General features: G+C 31.4%; 15 protein-coding genes and 1 riboswitch. Of the genes, 7 read left to right on the forward strand and 8 right to left on the reverse strand.

The window, feature by feature from the left end:
• Positions 1-177: 177 nt before the first annotated feature.
• The 4 genes from LG295_RS05770 to LG295_RS05785 form a co-directional block, all read right to left on the reverse strand.
• Positions 178-1,482, reverse strand: coding sequence for a serine protease (locus LG295_RS05770; RefSeq protein ID WP_107558876.1), 1,305 nt, complete (start codon positions 1,480-1,482; stop codon positions 178-180).
• Between the two features lie 52 nt (positions 1,483-1,534).
• Positions 1,535-1,801 (reverse strand): hypothetical protein, encoded by a 267-nt coding sequence (locus LG295_RS05775; RefSeq protein ID WP_107558877.1) that lies wholly within the window; start codon positions 1,799-1,801, stop codon positions 1,535-1,537.
• A 5-nt stretch (positions 1,802-1,806) separates the two neighbouring features.
• Positions 1,807-2,808, reverse strand: a complete 1,002-nt coding sequence (locus LG295_RS05780) for a glycosyltransferase family 2 protein (RefSeq protein ID WP_318833029.1) — start codon at positions 2,806-2,808, stop codon at positions 1,807-1,809.
• Positions 2,809-3,548: 740 nt separating this feature from the next.
• Complete coding sequence (locus LG295_RS05785; RefSeq protein ID WP_318832784.1) at positions 3,549-4,112, reverse strand: PepSY domain-containing protein; 564 nt, start codon at positions 4,110-4,112, stop codon at positions 3,549-3,551.
• 265 nt (positions 4,113-4,377) lie between these two features.
• Between LG295_RS05785 and menE the strand changes: the two genes are divergently transcribed.
• Together menE and menC are read left to right on the forward strand one after the other, a co-directional pair.
• On the forward strand, positions 4,378-5,757 hold the full coding sequence (gene menE, locus LG295_RS05790) for an o-succinylbenzoate--CoA ligase (RefSeq protein ID WP_318832785.1): 1,380 nt from the start codon (positions 4,378-4,380) through the stop codon (positions 5,755-5,757).
• 18 nt (positions 5,758-5,775) lie between these two features.
• The gene (gene menC, locus LG295_RS05795) at positions 5,776-6,780 is read left to right on the forward strand and encodes an o-succinylbenzoate synthase (RefSeq protein ID WP_326028869.1); all 1,005 of its coding nucleotides are present in this window, start codon (positions 5,776-5,778) and stop codon (positions 6,778-6,780) included.
• Here the strand turns inward: menC and yidD are convergent.
• Positions 6,774-7,013 (reverse strand): membrane protein insertion efficiency factor YidD, encoded by a 240-nt coding sequence (gene yidD / locus LG295_RS05800; protein WP_107531736.1) that lies wholly within the window; start codon positions 7,011-7,013, stop codon positions 6,774-6,776. The genes menC and yidD overlap by 7 nt on opposite strands.
• A gap of 66 nt (positions 7,014-7,079) precedes the next feature.
• Between yidD and ytkD the strand changes: the two genes are divergently transcribed.
• Both ytkD and LG295_RS05810 read left to right on the forward strand, forming a co-directional pair.
• Positions 7,080-7,556 (forward strand): RNA deprotection pyrophosphohydrolase, encoded by a 477-nt coding sequence (gene ytkD / locus LG295_RS05805; protein ID WP_107531737.1) that lies wholly within the window; start codon positions 7,080-7,082, stop codon positions 7,554-7,556.
• A complete protein-coding gene (locus LG295_RS05810; protein ID WP_199186532.1) occupies positions 7,540-8,313 on the forward strand; it encodes a S9 family peptidase in 774 nt (257 codons plus the stop codon). Before ytkD ends, LG295_RS05810 begins: the two co-directional genes overlap by 17 nt.
• A gap of 73 nt (positions 8,314-8,386) precedes the next feature.
• Here the strand turns inward: LG295_RS05810 and pckA are convergent, their stop codons facing one another.
• Positions 8,387-9,976 (reverse strand): phosphoenolpyruvate carboxykinase (ATP), encoded by a 1,590-nt coding sequence (pckA, locus tag LG295_RS05815; RefSeq protein ID WP_404476671.1) that lies wholly within the window; start codon positions 9,974-9,976, stop codon positions 8,387-8,389.
• Between the two features lie 166 nt (positions 9,977-10,142).
• A riboswitch (SAM riboswitch) is annotated at positions 10,143-10,255 on the forward strand.
• A 109-nt stretch (positions 10,256-10,364) separates the two neighbouring features.
• On the opposite strand from pckA, the gene metK reads away from it, so the two are divergent.
• From metK to LG295_RS05830, 3 genes are all read left to right on the forward strand, one after another.
• Entirely contained in the window at positions 10,365-11,561 is a 1,197-nt protein-coding gene (metK, locus tag LG295_RS05820) for a methionine adenosyltransferase (protein ID WP_107531739.1), read from the forward strand.
• A gap of 92 nt (positions 11,562-11,653) precedes the next feature.
• Complete coding sequence (locus tag LG295_RS05825) at positions 11,654-12,562, forward strand: nuclease-related domain-containing protein (protein WP_107531740.1); 909 nt, start codon at positions 11,654-11,656, stop codon at positions 12,560-12,562.
• Between the two features lie 287 nt (positions 12,563-12,849).
• Positions 12,850-13,686 (forward strand): aldo/keto reductase, encoded by an 837-nt coding sequence (locus tag LG295_RS05830; RefSeq protein ID WP_318832788.1) that lies wholly within the window; start codon positions 12,850-12,852, stop codon positions 13,684-13,686.
• Between the two features lie 220 nt (positions 13,687-13,906).
• Here the strand turns inward: LG295_RS05830 and LG295_RS05835 are convergent, their stop codons facing one another.
• Both LG295_RS05835 and crcB read right to left on the reverse strand, forming a co-directional pair.
• Positions 13,907-14,260, reverse strand: coding sequence for a CrcB family protein (locus tag LG295_RS05835; protein ID WP_107531742.1), 354 nt, complete (start codon positions 14,258-14,260; stop codon positions 13,907-13,909).
• Positions 14,257-14,622, reverse strand: coding sequence for a fluoride efflux transporter CrcB (gene crcB, locus LG295_RS05840; RefSeq protein ID WP_107531743.1), 366 nt, complete (start codon positions 14,620-14,622; stop codon positions 14,257-14,259). The genes LG295_RS05835 and crcB overlap by 4 nt, the downstream gene beginning before the upstream one ends.
• Positions 14,623-14,661 lie beyond the last annotated feature (39 nt).

The following is a 14,661-nucleotide window of genomic DNA, read 5'->3' on the forward strand; positions in this document are numbered from 1 at the left end:
AGAGAAGCATTACTAGCCTCGAGACATTTAACTAGTTTATTTATAGTAGGTAAAATAGCATATTCAATACAGAATATGCATTATTTAAAAGTTGCTTGTTAGAGTTAGTATTATGAATTTTATTTCTAGATTGTGCTTCATTTATAGTATTACAGCTAATATGTTTATTTAGATACATTACTGTGTGGCTTTTTTATTTATGTAGCCTACCCACTTATTTTTGGAATCATATAAAGAATAAAATTCTTCATTATTACCAAGTACGTAACTATATTTGGCATTTAAAGTTTTATCATAGAAGTTTTTGCTTAGACTTTTTTTGTTATCGAAATAAAAAGAATCCCAGATTACATAATTGCTTTTATTTATTTTGACTTTTTTATTCAGTAGCGTTCCTTTTAAATCAGAAACATCTCTTTTATTAAAATAACCTATCCATTTATTTTTATTATCATATAGAGATAAATAAGTTTGTCCATTATTATGTTTGTATATATATTTCGCTTTATAAACATTACCGAGTTTAATATGAGTCAGGGGTTTCTTAATATGAAATTGAAAATCGTTCCAAACCGAAATATTACTTTTGGATACAGTGACATCTTTGTTGTAGACATGACCAACTGGAATGTTTGTCCATTTTTTTATTAATTTCAAATTTGTATCATTTATTTTGGTGGCAAAGTTTAGAGGGCTAGAACCATAAGCATGTACTCCAATAATTTTCTTGTCTCTATTCCATACTGGACTGCCACTTTGTCCACCATAAGTATCTATATCGTAATAAACATTAAAATTAGTAATTTTTTTTAATAGACCGTTTCCTTTATATAATGTCCAACCGCCTTTATCAGCAGGGTATCCAGCTGTTTCTATAGGTTCGCTTAATTTCATTTCGTTAGTTATTCCTAAAGTACCTGTTTGGTCTCCAAGAGAGGTTTTTAACTTAATAACTGCTAAATCATGTTGAGAAGATTGAGAATTGATCCATTCTGGTAATACATATTTTTTATCTACTTTGGCTTTACCTATAGTAGCTTTGTTAGCTCTTGCTCCAGCATAAGCTGTTATTTCAGTAGCCCAACCACCAAGTCTTGAATCGTAAACGTTATGCGCTGCTGTAAGTATTGTATCAGGAGCAATCACAGTACCTGTACCAATATAAGTTATATTGTTAAATGTCATGTTTAAAAGTACTATAGTTTTATAGGGATAAGAGGTATAATTTTCTACTAATATACGGTCATCTTTGCCTAAAATTCTTTCTATATCACTTCCAGTGGCTTCTTCTATAGGTCTAAGGTTTTCTTGCGGTATCTCATACTCAACAGGTGTAGCATCTTTTATAGGTTTTGTGGGTTCAGTTATATATGTATTATCATTGTTTAGTGAAGATGCATCAACACTTTTCTCTTTTAAAACATAAGAGATGAGCAATAGAATCGATATTATTAAAAGAAGTCTCCTTATTAAATTTCTCATTATTTTAAATTCTCCTAAAAACAAAATTGTAAAAGTAATATTCCTAAATTAATTAATCGCTGTATGTCACATAGATTAGTTTGTCCTTGGTAAAATCAAATACTACTTTTAAGTCATTAAAGTATGCTGTCGTATCTAAGTTTTTAATTCTTGCAATTTTATAATCGTTCATAATTAACCAAGGCATATCATATTTTTGGATTTTTAAGGTTATATTTTCATAATTTGCATATATCCATTCAATTTTGTTTTTGTTATTTTTTATATCTATGGCATTTAATTCAAGCTTTTTTGTATCATTATAGTTGTAATCATGCACTTTAGTTATTCTCCTTTAATGAATTTATCTGCTGCCATAACAGCTAACAAATTATTTTGTCTTATGGCTTCTAATTTCATATTGAAAATTTGTGTAACGTACTGATCGGCGCTTCTAGGAACACTATTAAGTGTTTTTGAAAAATACTTCAACCATTCAATTTTATCTTCATATTTCATTTTACTAATTGCAAAATTTTTCTTTTGCCCGTGTCTAAATAACCGCGTAGTAAATTTTCCAGCAAATTGGTCCCGTGTTTTTTGATCTTTGTAAATAGGGCTTTTGTAAATGGTGTTATAAATTTCGTTGATGGTTGCAAAGTATTGTTTCCCTGAACTTTTCTGATGTGATAAATGTGTACCATTATCAAAATTATTGACTACGACGTAGTATTCGTAATCTGTTTTTATAGCATAATTCCTAGAGTTCATTAGAAATTCTATAGTGAATAGTTGGTCTTCACCAGTTTGTGAAAATGTTTTAAATCTTAACTTATTTTTATCTATAATTGCTTTTTTAAACATTTTGAGTACAGATAAAGCATAGAACATACTATTTTCAATAATATTAGCTTTCGGAACATTTCCATTTTCAAATATAGCTTTAGGTACGCTTCTACCTTTACCTTTAACGCCGTATTTTCCAATAATCAAATCACTTTTATGTTTAATTCCATAATTATATAAGTCTTCTAAAGCACGCGGGTGTAAAAAATCGTCAGAATCTAAAAAGAAAATATACTGACCACTACTCATTTCAATACCTTTATTTCTTGGTTTGCTAGCACTACCACTGTTGAATTTTAGTCGTTTGAATTTAATTAACTTACTGTATTTTTTTGTATAGGATTTAATAATATTTAATGTATTCGAGTTAGTTGAATGATCGTCTACAATTATTAGCTCATAATTGGTTTTCTCCATTGTTTGATTAATAACAGAATCGATTGTACGAGAAAGAGAACAATCGTTATTGTATGTTGGCATAACTATGCTGACTTTTTTAATTTTAAACGCCTCCTTTTTTACAAAGTTAGCAAAGAAGGCATTATTAGTATATGTAGTTAGTCGGTTTTTAAAATAAGTACAAGCAAAAATAATAAAAAAATAAGTTAGATTAACAAAAGTTATATATGAAAATAAAATATTAAATAGTAATACGATTTATTTTAATTTTAGGTTATTCAAGTAAATTTTTTATTTAGTAAATGATGTAAGCGGATTAATAATATAGGGGGATATTAAAGGATGTGTTATACAATTGCTATAGTAGAGTTATAAAGTAAAATATAGACTGACCATTGGTAAGATATTTAGAAGTTAATATTTGTTATAAAGTGGGTTACTGAAGTAAGTCTTATGTATAAGCACCAGCTCAAGCAATTATTTTAAAGAACCAATAATTAATTTATTAAGTTAGCAGTTCTTAAGCAAGAGCTTTGGCGCTTGTAAATATAATATTAAGTTAGTGATTCTTGTGTAAGAGATTCAACAGCAAATTAAGAAAGTGATATTAAAGTTTTCAATCCAGTCAACTTTTCCAATAAAGAACAACGAATTTTGTTTTAAATAGTTAAGGTTTCTCTCAGTACCCATATAGCACAAATGCTTATATTTAACAAAAGTGATAGTTTAATTTAAGTGTTTTTCTTTCATTTATAATTTCTTAATTATGATAAAAATTGTGAATTAATAGAAATGGATTTTTTGAATCACTGACTATAATTAAATACTTAACTTTGAAATATTTAATTATCTTGTTCGTTATTTAATACTTTGCCATTCTTAGCATCAATAGTCACTTCGTGTTTTTCTTTATCTTTTTTAAGATCTAAATCATAAACGAGTTTCCCATCGTCTTTTGATAGTGACCACTCTTTGATGTCTCCGTCAAATTCTTTTTGACCTTTTTTAATGGCGTCTTTATAATCGATGGCTTCATTATAATTAAATGCTTCGTTATTATTAATTGAATCTTCGTTCTCTTGTTCTTTATTCAAGATTTTTTTATTTTTATCAGAGATAATAACTTCTGATTCTTTATTATCACCTTGTTGTTCAATTTTATATGCCCATTCGCCGTTACTTTTTTCATATGAGATCCCTTTTAAATTTTGGTTATCGTATGTTTCTTGGGCTTTTTTAATGGCGTCATCAGGACTTGTTTTGATTTTGTTGATAGCGATAACTTGGTTATCGGATTTTGTATCTTTTTTATTTTCAGGTTTTGAATCATTGTCAGATGAACCATTTCCACAACTAGCTAATAATAGACTAGAAAATACTATTGCTGATAAACTTTTTAACTTCATCTGCTTCACTCCTTTATCATTTTTACAATAAATATTTACCCAATCTTTGATGTAGACAAAACATTAAATGTGAAAATTTAATGTTAAGCAGTTAAATGAGTTGATTTAACTAAATTTCAAAATAAAAGTAATATTTCCGCTATAAGGTGATAAAAATAGTTAAGAAATAGGAAAAATATTAAAAATAACATGTGTTGTGCAAGAATCCTGTTAAATAAACATAAACACGTTATAATAAGTATAACTGAGATGGAGGAATGACAGATTGGATTTTTGGTTAAAAGCACAAGCTGAACAAAATAGTAAAAGGATATTTATCGATGATGGCGTGAACCAAATTACTTTTGGGAAGATGTATGATAGCGCTAAAAGACTGGCATATAGTCTAAAACAATTAGAATTAAATAGAATAGGTTTATATATTAACAATACAATTGAATCCATAGTATTAATTAATGCTGCATGGGTAGCGGGCATAGAAGTAGCTATGATCAATACGAGATTAACTAAAAAAGAAATGATTGCTCAAATGAAATCTATAGATGTAAGTACAGTCATAGCGATGGAACAGCTTCATTTAAGAGATATTAAAGTGATAGATTTTCAAACATTGCAGACTCAGGAAGGGTACGAATTCGAAGCGCCGTTCTCAATTGATCGTATCGCATCGATTATGTTTACTTCTGGTACTACAGGTCCTCAGAAGGCAGTGCCACAAACCTTTTACAACCATTATGCAAGTGCATTAGGTTGTAAAGAGAGTCTCGGATTTAATCAATCTACGAAATGGTTATCGGTATTGCCGATTTATCATATTTCTGGTTTGAGTGTAGTGTTACGAGCGTTAATTGAAGGTTTTACATTACGACTTGAAGCGAAATTTGACACTGATAAAATGATGAAGATAATTAAAGAAGAAACACCTACACATATATCATTAGTACCACAAACTTTAAAATGGTTAATGGACGAAGGGTGGCATCAACCGTTCTCGATTGAAAAAATATTGCTCGGTGGAGCTAAATTAACCACATCGTTAATAAATAGAGCATTAGACTATAATTTACCAATTTATAATTCTTTTGGTATGACTGAAACGTGTTCGCAATTCTTAACAGCAACACCAGAAATGTTGAAACTAAGACCAGATACGGTTGGGAAACCTAGCGATAATGTTGAGGTGAAAATCTCACAGCCAAATGTTAATGGTCATGGAGAATTATTGATTAAAGGTGACAATGTTATGAATGGTTATCTTTTTCCTATGAATAAAAAAGATACCTTTGTAGATGGTTATTTTAAGACTGGTGATATAGCAGAAATAGATGAAGAAGGTTATGTCATGGTGTATGACCGTAGAAAAGATTTAATTATAAGTGGTGGAGAAAATATATACCCTTACCAAATAGAAACAGTCGCTAAAAAGCACGAATCTATTGAAGATGCGATGTGTGTTGGTGTTGAAGATGCTACATGGGGAGAAGTTCCTTATTTATATTATGTTGCTTCAGAAACTATAACAAATAAACATTTAGTAGCATACTTCCAAAATCATCTAGCAAAGTATAAAGTACCAAAACAATTTAAGCGTGTTACTTCATTACCTTATACATCAACTGGTAAATTGCAGAGAAATCATTTATAAAAGTAATAAGGAGTCTTTATGAAAATAGTTGATATGCATATATACCTCTATAACGAACGTTTTAATACACCAATTATTACACCTAAAATAAAACTAGAAAGACGTAAAGCATTGTTTGTAGCTTTAGTTACGGAAAATAATTCATATTACTATGGAGAATGTAATGCGTTTGAAACTGATTGGTATACAAGTGAAACGATTGGTGATGCTCAAATCCAAGTGGAAGATTGGTTCGATAGTATTAAAGATATAGAGTTTTATACATTCGATGAAATATTACGTAGTTTAAAGCATTTATCTAAATATCCAGCAACTAGAAGTATGATTGTAATGGCTTGTTATCAAATGTTTTTCAAATTAACAGATTTTAGTGTAGCCTATGGTGCAACAATTAATGGTTTATCAGAAGAAAATATTTTGCAATTATCCCAAACACAACCTGAACGTGTTAAAGTAAAATGGTCTAATTCAATTTTAAATGATATTAAATCAATTAAACAATTACCATTTAAACCAAATATTGTTGTAGATGCAAATGAATCTATAACCGAGTCGGAGATAGTTAAGCTAACAACAATTGGACATGATCAATTATTGTATTTAGAAGAACCATTTAAATCTTTAAATATGCTAAATCAGTTTGATGCATACGAATTACCACCAGTTGCTATAGATGAAAAGGCAGACACGATAGATAACATTTTAGAAGTTATAGATGATTTTGCTATAGACGTTGTTGTATTGAAACCATTTAGACTGGGTGGCATCGATAAAGTGATGAATACCATTAAAATGCTTAAGGACAAAAATGTGAAAATAGTTATAGGTGGTATGTATGAGTACGGGTTAAGTAGATATTTTACTGCGATGTTAGCTCAATTTTCTAGTTATCCCAGTGATATCACACCAGAAGGTTATTATTTTGAAAAAGATGTGGTTGATTGTGCAGGTATATTAAAAGGAGGCTCAATTTATTTTGAGCCTCCAAAGGTTATAAGTACAAGATTAACACGAATTTATTGATCTTTTTTGTTATCTTTTTTCTTAAGCGGCACTGGATCAAAGCCGCCTTTATGAAGCGGATGGCATTTTGAAATCCTTTTAATACCTAACCATGTACCTTTCAATGCACCATATACTTGAATTGCCTCTCTGGTATATTCAGAACAAGTAGGATAAAAACGGCAAGTTGCGGGCGTCAATGGTGATATAAATCGTTGATAAATATGAATGAGTCCAAGAAATATAGTTTTCATAAATTTTGCCTCCAACAAATAACTTAGCTTTAGCATAGTTAGTTTAACATAATAAGGGGAAGAGTGATGTATATGAAGTTTAAAGATAAAGATAATGACAACGTATATTTATCATATAAAGATAAAGAAGATATTGCTGACGGAAATCATGTACTTATTATTCCGAAATATAAAAATCAGTTGCTATTTACAAACCATAAATTACGTGGCGTTGAATTCCCAGGCGGTAAAAAAGAAGACGGAGAAACAAGTGAAGTAGCTGTTGCGCGGGAATTATTTGAAGAAACCGGAGCAATGATAGCGCAATGTGAGTATATTGCGCAATATGAAGTACAACGTACGAATGGTTTATGTTTCACAAAAGATGTATTTATGGTGAATGTATCTGAGATAAGCGATCAAGATGATTATTTAGAAACAAATGGCCCTTTATTTTATAAAAATATAGCTGAGATTCCAGAGAGTAAAAAAAGTTATTTGTTGAAGGACGATGCGATTTTACACTGTTTAGAGAGAGTGATATCACTTGGATTTTATAAATAGAAAGCGTATGCCTATTGAAACCTTACATCATGTATTTGAAGAAGTCACATATTGTGTTGATAACTTAAAAGTTCGAGGCTTAATAATGACACCGAAAGAAGATGTAAAACGAATTGTGATTTATCTACGAGGTGGTAAAGGCCAAGTAGGTAAAGTACGAGCAGCTAGAATGATGCAATTTGCAAATACAAACACTTTAGTTTTTGGTCCATATTATAGAGGGAATAATGGTAGTGAGGGGAAAGATGAATTTTATGGAGCGGATTTAAATGATGTCACGGTTGCTATACGTTTACTGCATCAAAAATACCCTTATGCTGCCATTCATATGGTTGGATTTTCCAGAGGTGGACTTCAGGGTTTACTCACATTTCAAGATTTACCAATCTCAAGTTATATTATCTGGGGTGGAGTATCTGATATATACTTAATGTATGAAGAACGCGTCGACTTAAGAGGCATGCTGAAACGCATGATTGGTCATCCTAAAAAGCAAGCTGTTGCCTATCAGCAACGAGATGCATTAGCTCAAATTACTAAGTCAAGCCCGCCCATATTTATTGTTCATGGTGGAAAAGATAAACAAGTAGGTATTCATCATGCCTATTATTTAGCACAACAATTAGAGGAAAAGGGAACAACTTATCGTACATTTTATCAAATGTTAGAAGGTCATGTACCGAGACCATTTGCTCTAAAACAAACACTATGTGAAATTAAACAGTGGATGATAGATGTCGAAGAGAATAAAATATAATAGAGTAAATTAAAAGAGAGAATTAGTTTCTATTACCTAATTCTCTCTTTTATATGATATTAATTAACAGATATTATTTGAACCCGCCACGTGCTGCTAAATCATCAACTTCTACACCGAATTTTTCGAAGTTATGATTGAAACGGTTAATTAAATCTTGAGCTTGCTCTCTATACGCTTCTGGCTTACTCCAAGCATTAATAGGATTCAATAGTGTTTGAGGGACATCCTCAACTTCAACTGGAATATCTAAACCGAACATATCATCTTTAATATATTCTGCATCTCTTAATTGCCCTGTAATTGCTTGATTCACCATTTGTCTTGTGTAACTTAGGCTTATACGACGTCCTATGCCATATTTACCACCAGTCCAACCAGTGTTTACAAGATAAACATCTACATCGTGTTGATCGATTAAGTTACCTAATAAATCAGCATAAACTTTAGCGTTTAGAGGTAAGAAAGGTGAACCGAAACATGTAGAGAATGAAGGTTCTGGCTCAGTTATACCACGTTCTGTACCAGCTAATTTAGCAGTGAATCCACTCAAGAAATGATACATTGCTTGATCTTTGGATAGTTTTGAAATAGGTGGTAGAACACCGAAAGCATCTGCAGTTAAGAAAATAATTGTATTAGGGTGAGCTGCTTTAGATGGCGTTACAATATTTTCAATGTGGTTGATTGGGTAAGCTGCACGCGTATTTTCTGTGTATTGATTATTATCGAAGTCAACGTCACCATCTTCGTCAACGATAACATTTTCTAAAATAGTACCATATTTAATAGCGTCATAAATTTGAGGTTCTTTTTTATAAGAAAGGTTAATTGCTTTAGCGTAACAACCACCTTCAATGTTGAAAATACCATTTTCATTCCAACCATGTTCGTCATCGCCAATAAGTTTACGTGTTGGGTCAGCGGATAGTGTCGTTTTACCAGTACCAGAAAGGCCGAAGAATAAAGCAACGTCACCTTTGTCTCCAACGTTAGCTGAACAATGCATGCTCATAATGTTATCTTTAGGTAGTAAATAGTTCATTACGGAGAAAATACCTTTTTTCATTTCACCAGCATACTCAGTCCCACCAATGAGGATCACTTTATGTTTGAATGATGTGATGATAAATGTTTCTGAGTTTGTGCCGTCAATTTCTGGATCGGCTTTAAAATGCGGTGCTGAAATAATTGTGAAGTTTGGTTTGATTTCTTGTGCTTCTTCTTTTGAATTAGGGCGTATAAACATATTTTGAGCAAATAGATTATGCCACGCTAATTCATTTACAACAGTTAATTTCAATTGTGAGTCGTGATCACTACCAGCATAACCATTGAATACATATAGTTCATCTTTTTTGTCTAAATAGTTTAGAACCTTATCATATAAATTTAAAAATGTTTCTTCCTCAATCGGTTGGTTAACATTTCCCCAGTCAATATCATCTCTATAAGATGGCTCATTTACAATAAACTTATCTTTTGGTGAACGACCTGTATATTTACCTGTTCTAGCGTTAATTGCACCTAATTCGGTAAGTTCGCCTTCATCATTATCTAAAATCTTGTTATACAACTGTGTTGTAGATAATTGAAATAATGAAGATTTTTTGTCTAAAATACTTTCAATTTTGTTTGTATAAGTGTATGTATCTACAGCCATACTAATCCCTCCAACGCTATTTAGTTATTGTAAGCCTTTACAATTACAGAGTATAACACATATATATCAATAGTCCATACCAATTTAAAAGGAATTTTAAATAAATATTAATAAATGTAAAATTGACATTATATCGTTGATTCTGTACTATAGGACTTAACGGATTCTCTTATCCTGAGTGGCGGAGGGACATGGACCCAATGAAGCCCAGCAACCTCTTCTTAATACGAAGAAAGGTGCCAAACCGTTTGCAGACAAATATCGTCTGAACGATAAGAGCGAATGGACGTATAAGGGCCTTCTCTCTATTTATTGATAGTGTAGAAGGCTTTTTTAATGAGCTCAACAGAGAGAGAATTTTCGTAATTTAAAACTAAAGGAGCAAATTATGACTTACAATAGAAGATTATTCACTTCAGAATCAGTAACAGAAGGGCATCCAGATAAAATAGCGGATCAAGTATCTGATGCTATATTGGATGAAATATTGAAAGATGACCCAAACGCACGTGTTGCTTGTGAAACGACAGTGACTACTGGCATGGCGTTAATTTCAGGAGAAATATCAACAACAACATATGTTGATATTCCGAAAGTGGTTAGAGAAACAATCAAAGAGATAGGCTACACGCGTGCTAAATACGGTTATGATAGCCAGACAATGGCAGTATTAACGGCAATTGATGAACAGTCACCAGATATCGCTCAAGGTGTCGATACAGCATTAGAGTATCGTGAAGACGCATCAGAAGAAGAAATCGAAGCTACAGGAGCGGGAGATCAAGGTTTGATGTTCGGTTATGCTACGAATGAAACGGATACATACATGCCTTTACCAATCTTCTTATCGCATCAACTTGCGAAACGCTTATCAGATGTACGTAAAGATGAAATATTAAATTACTTACGTCCTGATGGTAAAGTACAAGTAACTGTGGAATATGATGAGCAAGATCAACCACATCGCATTGATACGATTGTCGTGTCAACACAACATGCTGAAGATATCGAATTAGCACAAATTCAAGATGATATTAAAGAACATGTTATTTATCCAACAGTGCCAGAAGCACTTTTAGATGAGAACACTAAATTTTATATCAATCCTACTGGTCGTTTCGTTATAGGTGGACCACAAGGTGATGCAGGGCTTACTGGACGTAAAATAATTGTTGATACGTATGGTGGTTATGCACGTCATGGTGGGGGATGCTTTAGTGGTAAAGACCCAACTAAAGTTGACCGTTCTGCTGCTTATGCTGCACGCTATGTAGCAAAAAATATCGTTGCTGCTGAATTAGCAGACAAATGTGAAGTACAACTTGCATATGCGATTGGTGTAGCTGAGCCTGTTTCTATTTCTATAGATACATTTGGTACAGGAAAAGTTAAAGAAAATGAATTGGTTGAGGCAGTTAGACAACATTTTGATTTAAGACCAGCTGGAATTATTAAAATGTTAGACTTGAAACACCCTATTTATAAACAAACTGCTGCATATGGCCATTTTGGTCGTACAGACGTATTATTACCATGGGAAAAGTTAGATAAAATTAATTTATTAAAAGATACAGTTAAAGCTTAACTAGAACAAAAGTTTTTTAACTTTACTCTCGAATGCTATACGTTTATCTATTATAATTAAGTTACTGAACACATAAAGGAGCGTTTTTTGTTATGAATTCATTTGGACCATTAGAGATTGGTTTAATTGTGGCAATTGTTGTAGCAGTAATTTGTTTCATTTTATTTATCATTGCTTTGAAAAGTAAGAAGAAAGCACAACAAAAGGTAGAAGAACAATACAAAACCAGAGAACAAAAACTAAGCGATGAGCATGAAGAAGAACTAGAAAAAGAAAGAATAGAAAATAAAAAAACAGTAACAAAGCAAAAAGAAGAATATAATGCTACAGTTAATTCGAAAAATAGAGAAATTGATGCATTGAAATTATTCTCTAAAAATCAAAGTGAATATGTAACTGATATGAGACTTATTGGTATTCGAGAAAGATTAGTAAATGAGAAAAGAATTCGTCCAGAAGATATGCACATTATGGCTAATATATTTTTACCTAAGAATGAATTTAATGATGTACAGCGTATTAGTCATTTAGTACTTACGCGTACTGGTTTATATATAATTGACTCACAATTATTAAAAGGTCACGTATACAATGGCGTGAGTGCTGCACAATTTAAAGAACAACCAACAATGGAGCAAGTTTTTAATGCGTTGGATCTTGATAGACAAGAACCACAAACACTTGTATTAGATCAAAACGAAGATGAAAACTCATTATCTTTTGTTAATTATACGACTCATTTGAATGATATTGAGAAACTAGCGGGTGATATTCAAACTGAATTGAATTTAAAATTCACACCAACTACCATTTTATATTTCAATCCTAAAAATGAGGGTGATGTAACAATTTCAAACTATGCGCAAAGTTCAAATACCAAAGTGTTAGTTGGTCCAGAACAATTGGATGAATTCTTCAATAAATTCGTCTTCCATGGTCGCATTCAATATAACGTTGAAGATTTACAACGTGTTATGGATGAAATTGAATCATTTAACTAAAGAAATAAATTTCATATTTTGAGAATAAATCATGCTATGTAGTATAAACTGTCAACAAAAGTATTTAGACTTTTGTTGACAGTTTTTTTGGACTATAAAATTTTAAAAATATAATCTGATACAGCCTGACTATTTAATTTAACTATAAATTAAATAGGTGATTGATGACATATGCTATAAAGAATTTCAAAAATAAGAATGAATTGTAAACATATAGGCATTTTTATTTATATATTTGGGAATATTGATTAGTATAATAAATAACAAAATAAAAAGGGGATTTTAACTTGGAAAATATTACATTTTACAATGGGAATGAAATGCCGATTGTTGGATTGGGCACATTTCGCGTGGAGAATAATGATGAATGTGCAGCATCAGTAAAACATGCGATTGAAAACGGCTATACACATATTGACACAGCAATGATTTATGAAAATGAAGATAAAGTAGGTCAAGGTATTGCTGAAGGATTAGCTTCAACAGGATTAAAAAGAAGTGACCTATTCATTACTTCTAAATTATGGCTTGATGACTACGGTCGACAAAATGTCGCTAATGCATATGAAACAAGTTTAAACAAATTAGGTTTAGACTATTTAGATTTATATCTAATGCACTGGCCTGGAACTGATGAAGCACTGATGATTGATACTTGGCAGGGTATGGAAGACCTTTATAAAAATGATAAAGTGAAAAATATTGGTGTAAGTAACTTTAATATTGAACATTTAGAAGCATTATTAGCACAAGTTTCAATTAAACCAGTAATAAATCAAGTAGAATTCCATCCATATCTATTACAATCTTCTTTAAATAGATATCTGGAAGTTCAAAATATTCATATGGAGTCATGGTCACCATTAATGAATGCACAAATTTTAGAAGATAAAACAGTAAACGCAGTTGCAAAGGAAGTAGGGAAATCACCTGCTCAAGTAATCATTAGATGGAATATTGAACATGGTGTTGTAGTAATTCCAAAATCGGTTACTCCGTCTAGAATAGAAGAGAATATTAATGTATTTGATTTCGCATTAACAGCTGAACAAATAGAAAAATTAGATAACCTTAATGAAGATCGTAGAATTGGACCAGATCCTGCAAAATACAGTGGTCATTAAAGAATTATATAAAATAGTATGATTACTTAAGTGTTAATAATTAAATTAATGAGTTAATGATATATACTCGTTAACTTTGATTTAGTTGAGTTTATGATATAGTATGACAAGACTAATGAAATTGTCATTAATAAGTATGGACAATGTACATGACATAAAAAGCCACAAAAACATTAAATTGTTTTTGTGGCTTTTTATAATGCACTTTTTAGGTTTTTCGTTAAAGTATGTAACCTAACAAACAGGCTAAAAAGGAAACGCCGTATTGTAGTACAGAATAACTAATGAAATAAATGATTTTCTTTTTAGTCATTAATAGTTCGACGAGTTCAGATGATAAAGTAGAAAAGGTAGTAAGACCGCCTAAAATACCAACGATTACAAAGGGGTCAATCCAATCTAACTTAAGTGACGAGCCTAATAGAAAACCAATGATAAAGCTACCAACTATATTAACGAAAGGTGTTGCAACTGGTAATATACTACTGAATTTGCGATTACAAAAATTAGTAATAAAACCACGGATGACTGCACCTATGCCACCACCTAACATGATTAATAAACAGTTAATCATGAGATACGCGCCCCCAATCTAACGCCAATATAGCATAAACAAATTCCTAAAACATAACTACTGATTGCGTAAATTGTAACAGCTAAATAAGCTTGCTGCTCGAATAAATGTATAAGTTCAAATTGGAATGTAGAAAAGGTAGTCATTGCACCCAATAAACCTGTAGTAATGCCTTTTTTTAAAAGTGGATTATTCTTGTAATATTGTAAAGTTAGCGTCCCTAGAAACCCCATTAAAAAAGCGCCTAAAATATTAGCGATAAATGTACCAGTAGGAATTGTAGAATTAACGCTCATAAATGAAAAAAAATATCTCAGTAGTGCACCGACAGCGCCTCCGACAAAAATATATAAATATTGCATTGTTGGCATGCTTCCTTTCTTAAAATCAGTGTAAGTTTT

Origin of the sequence: Staphylococcus pseudoxylosus, from assembly GCF_044794325.1 — a bacterium.
Lineage (GTDB): Bacteria > Bacillota > Bacilli > Staphylococcales > Staphylococcaceae > Staphylococcus > Staphylococcus pseudoxylosus.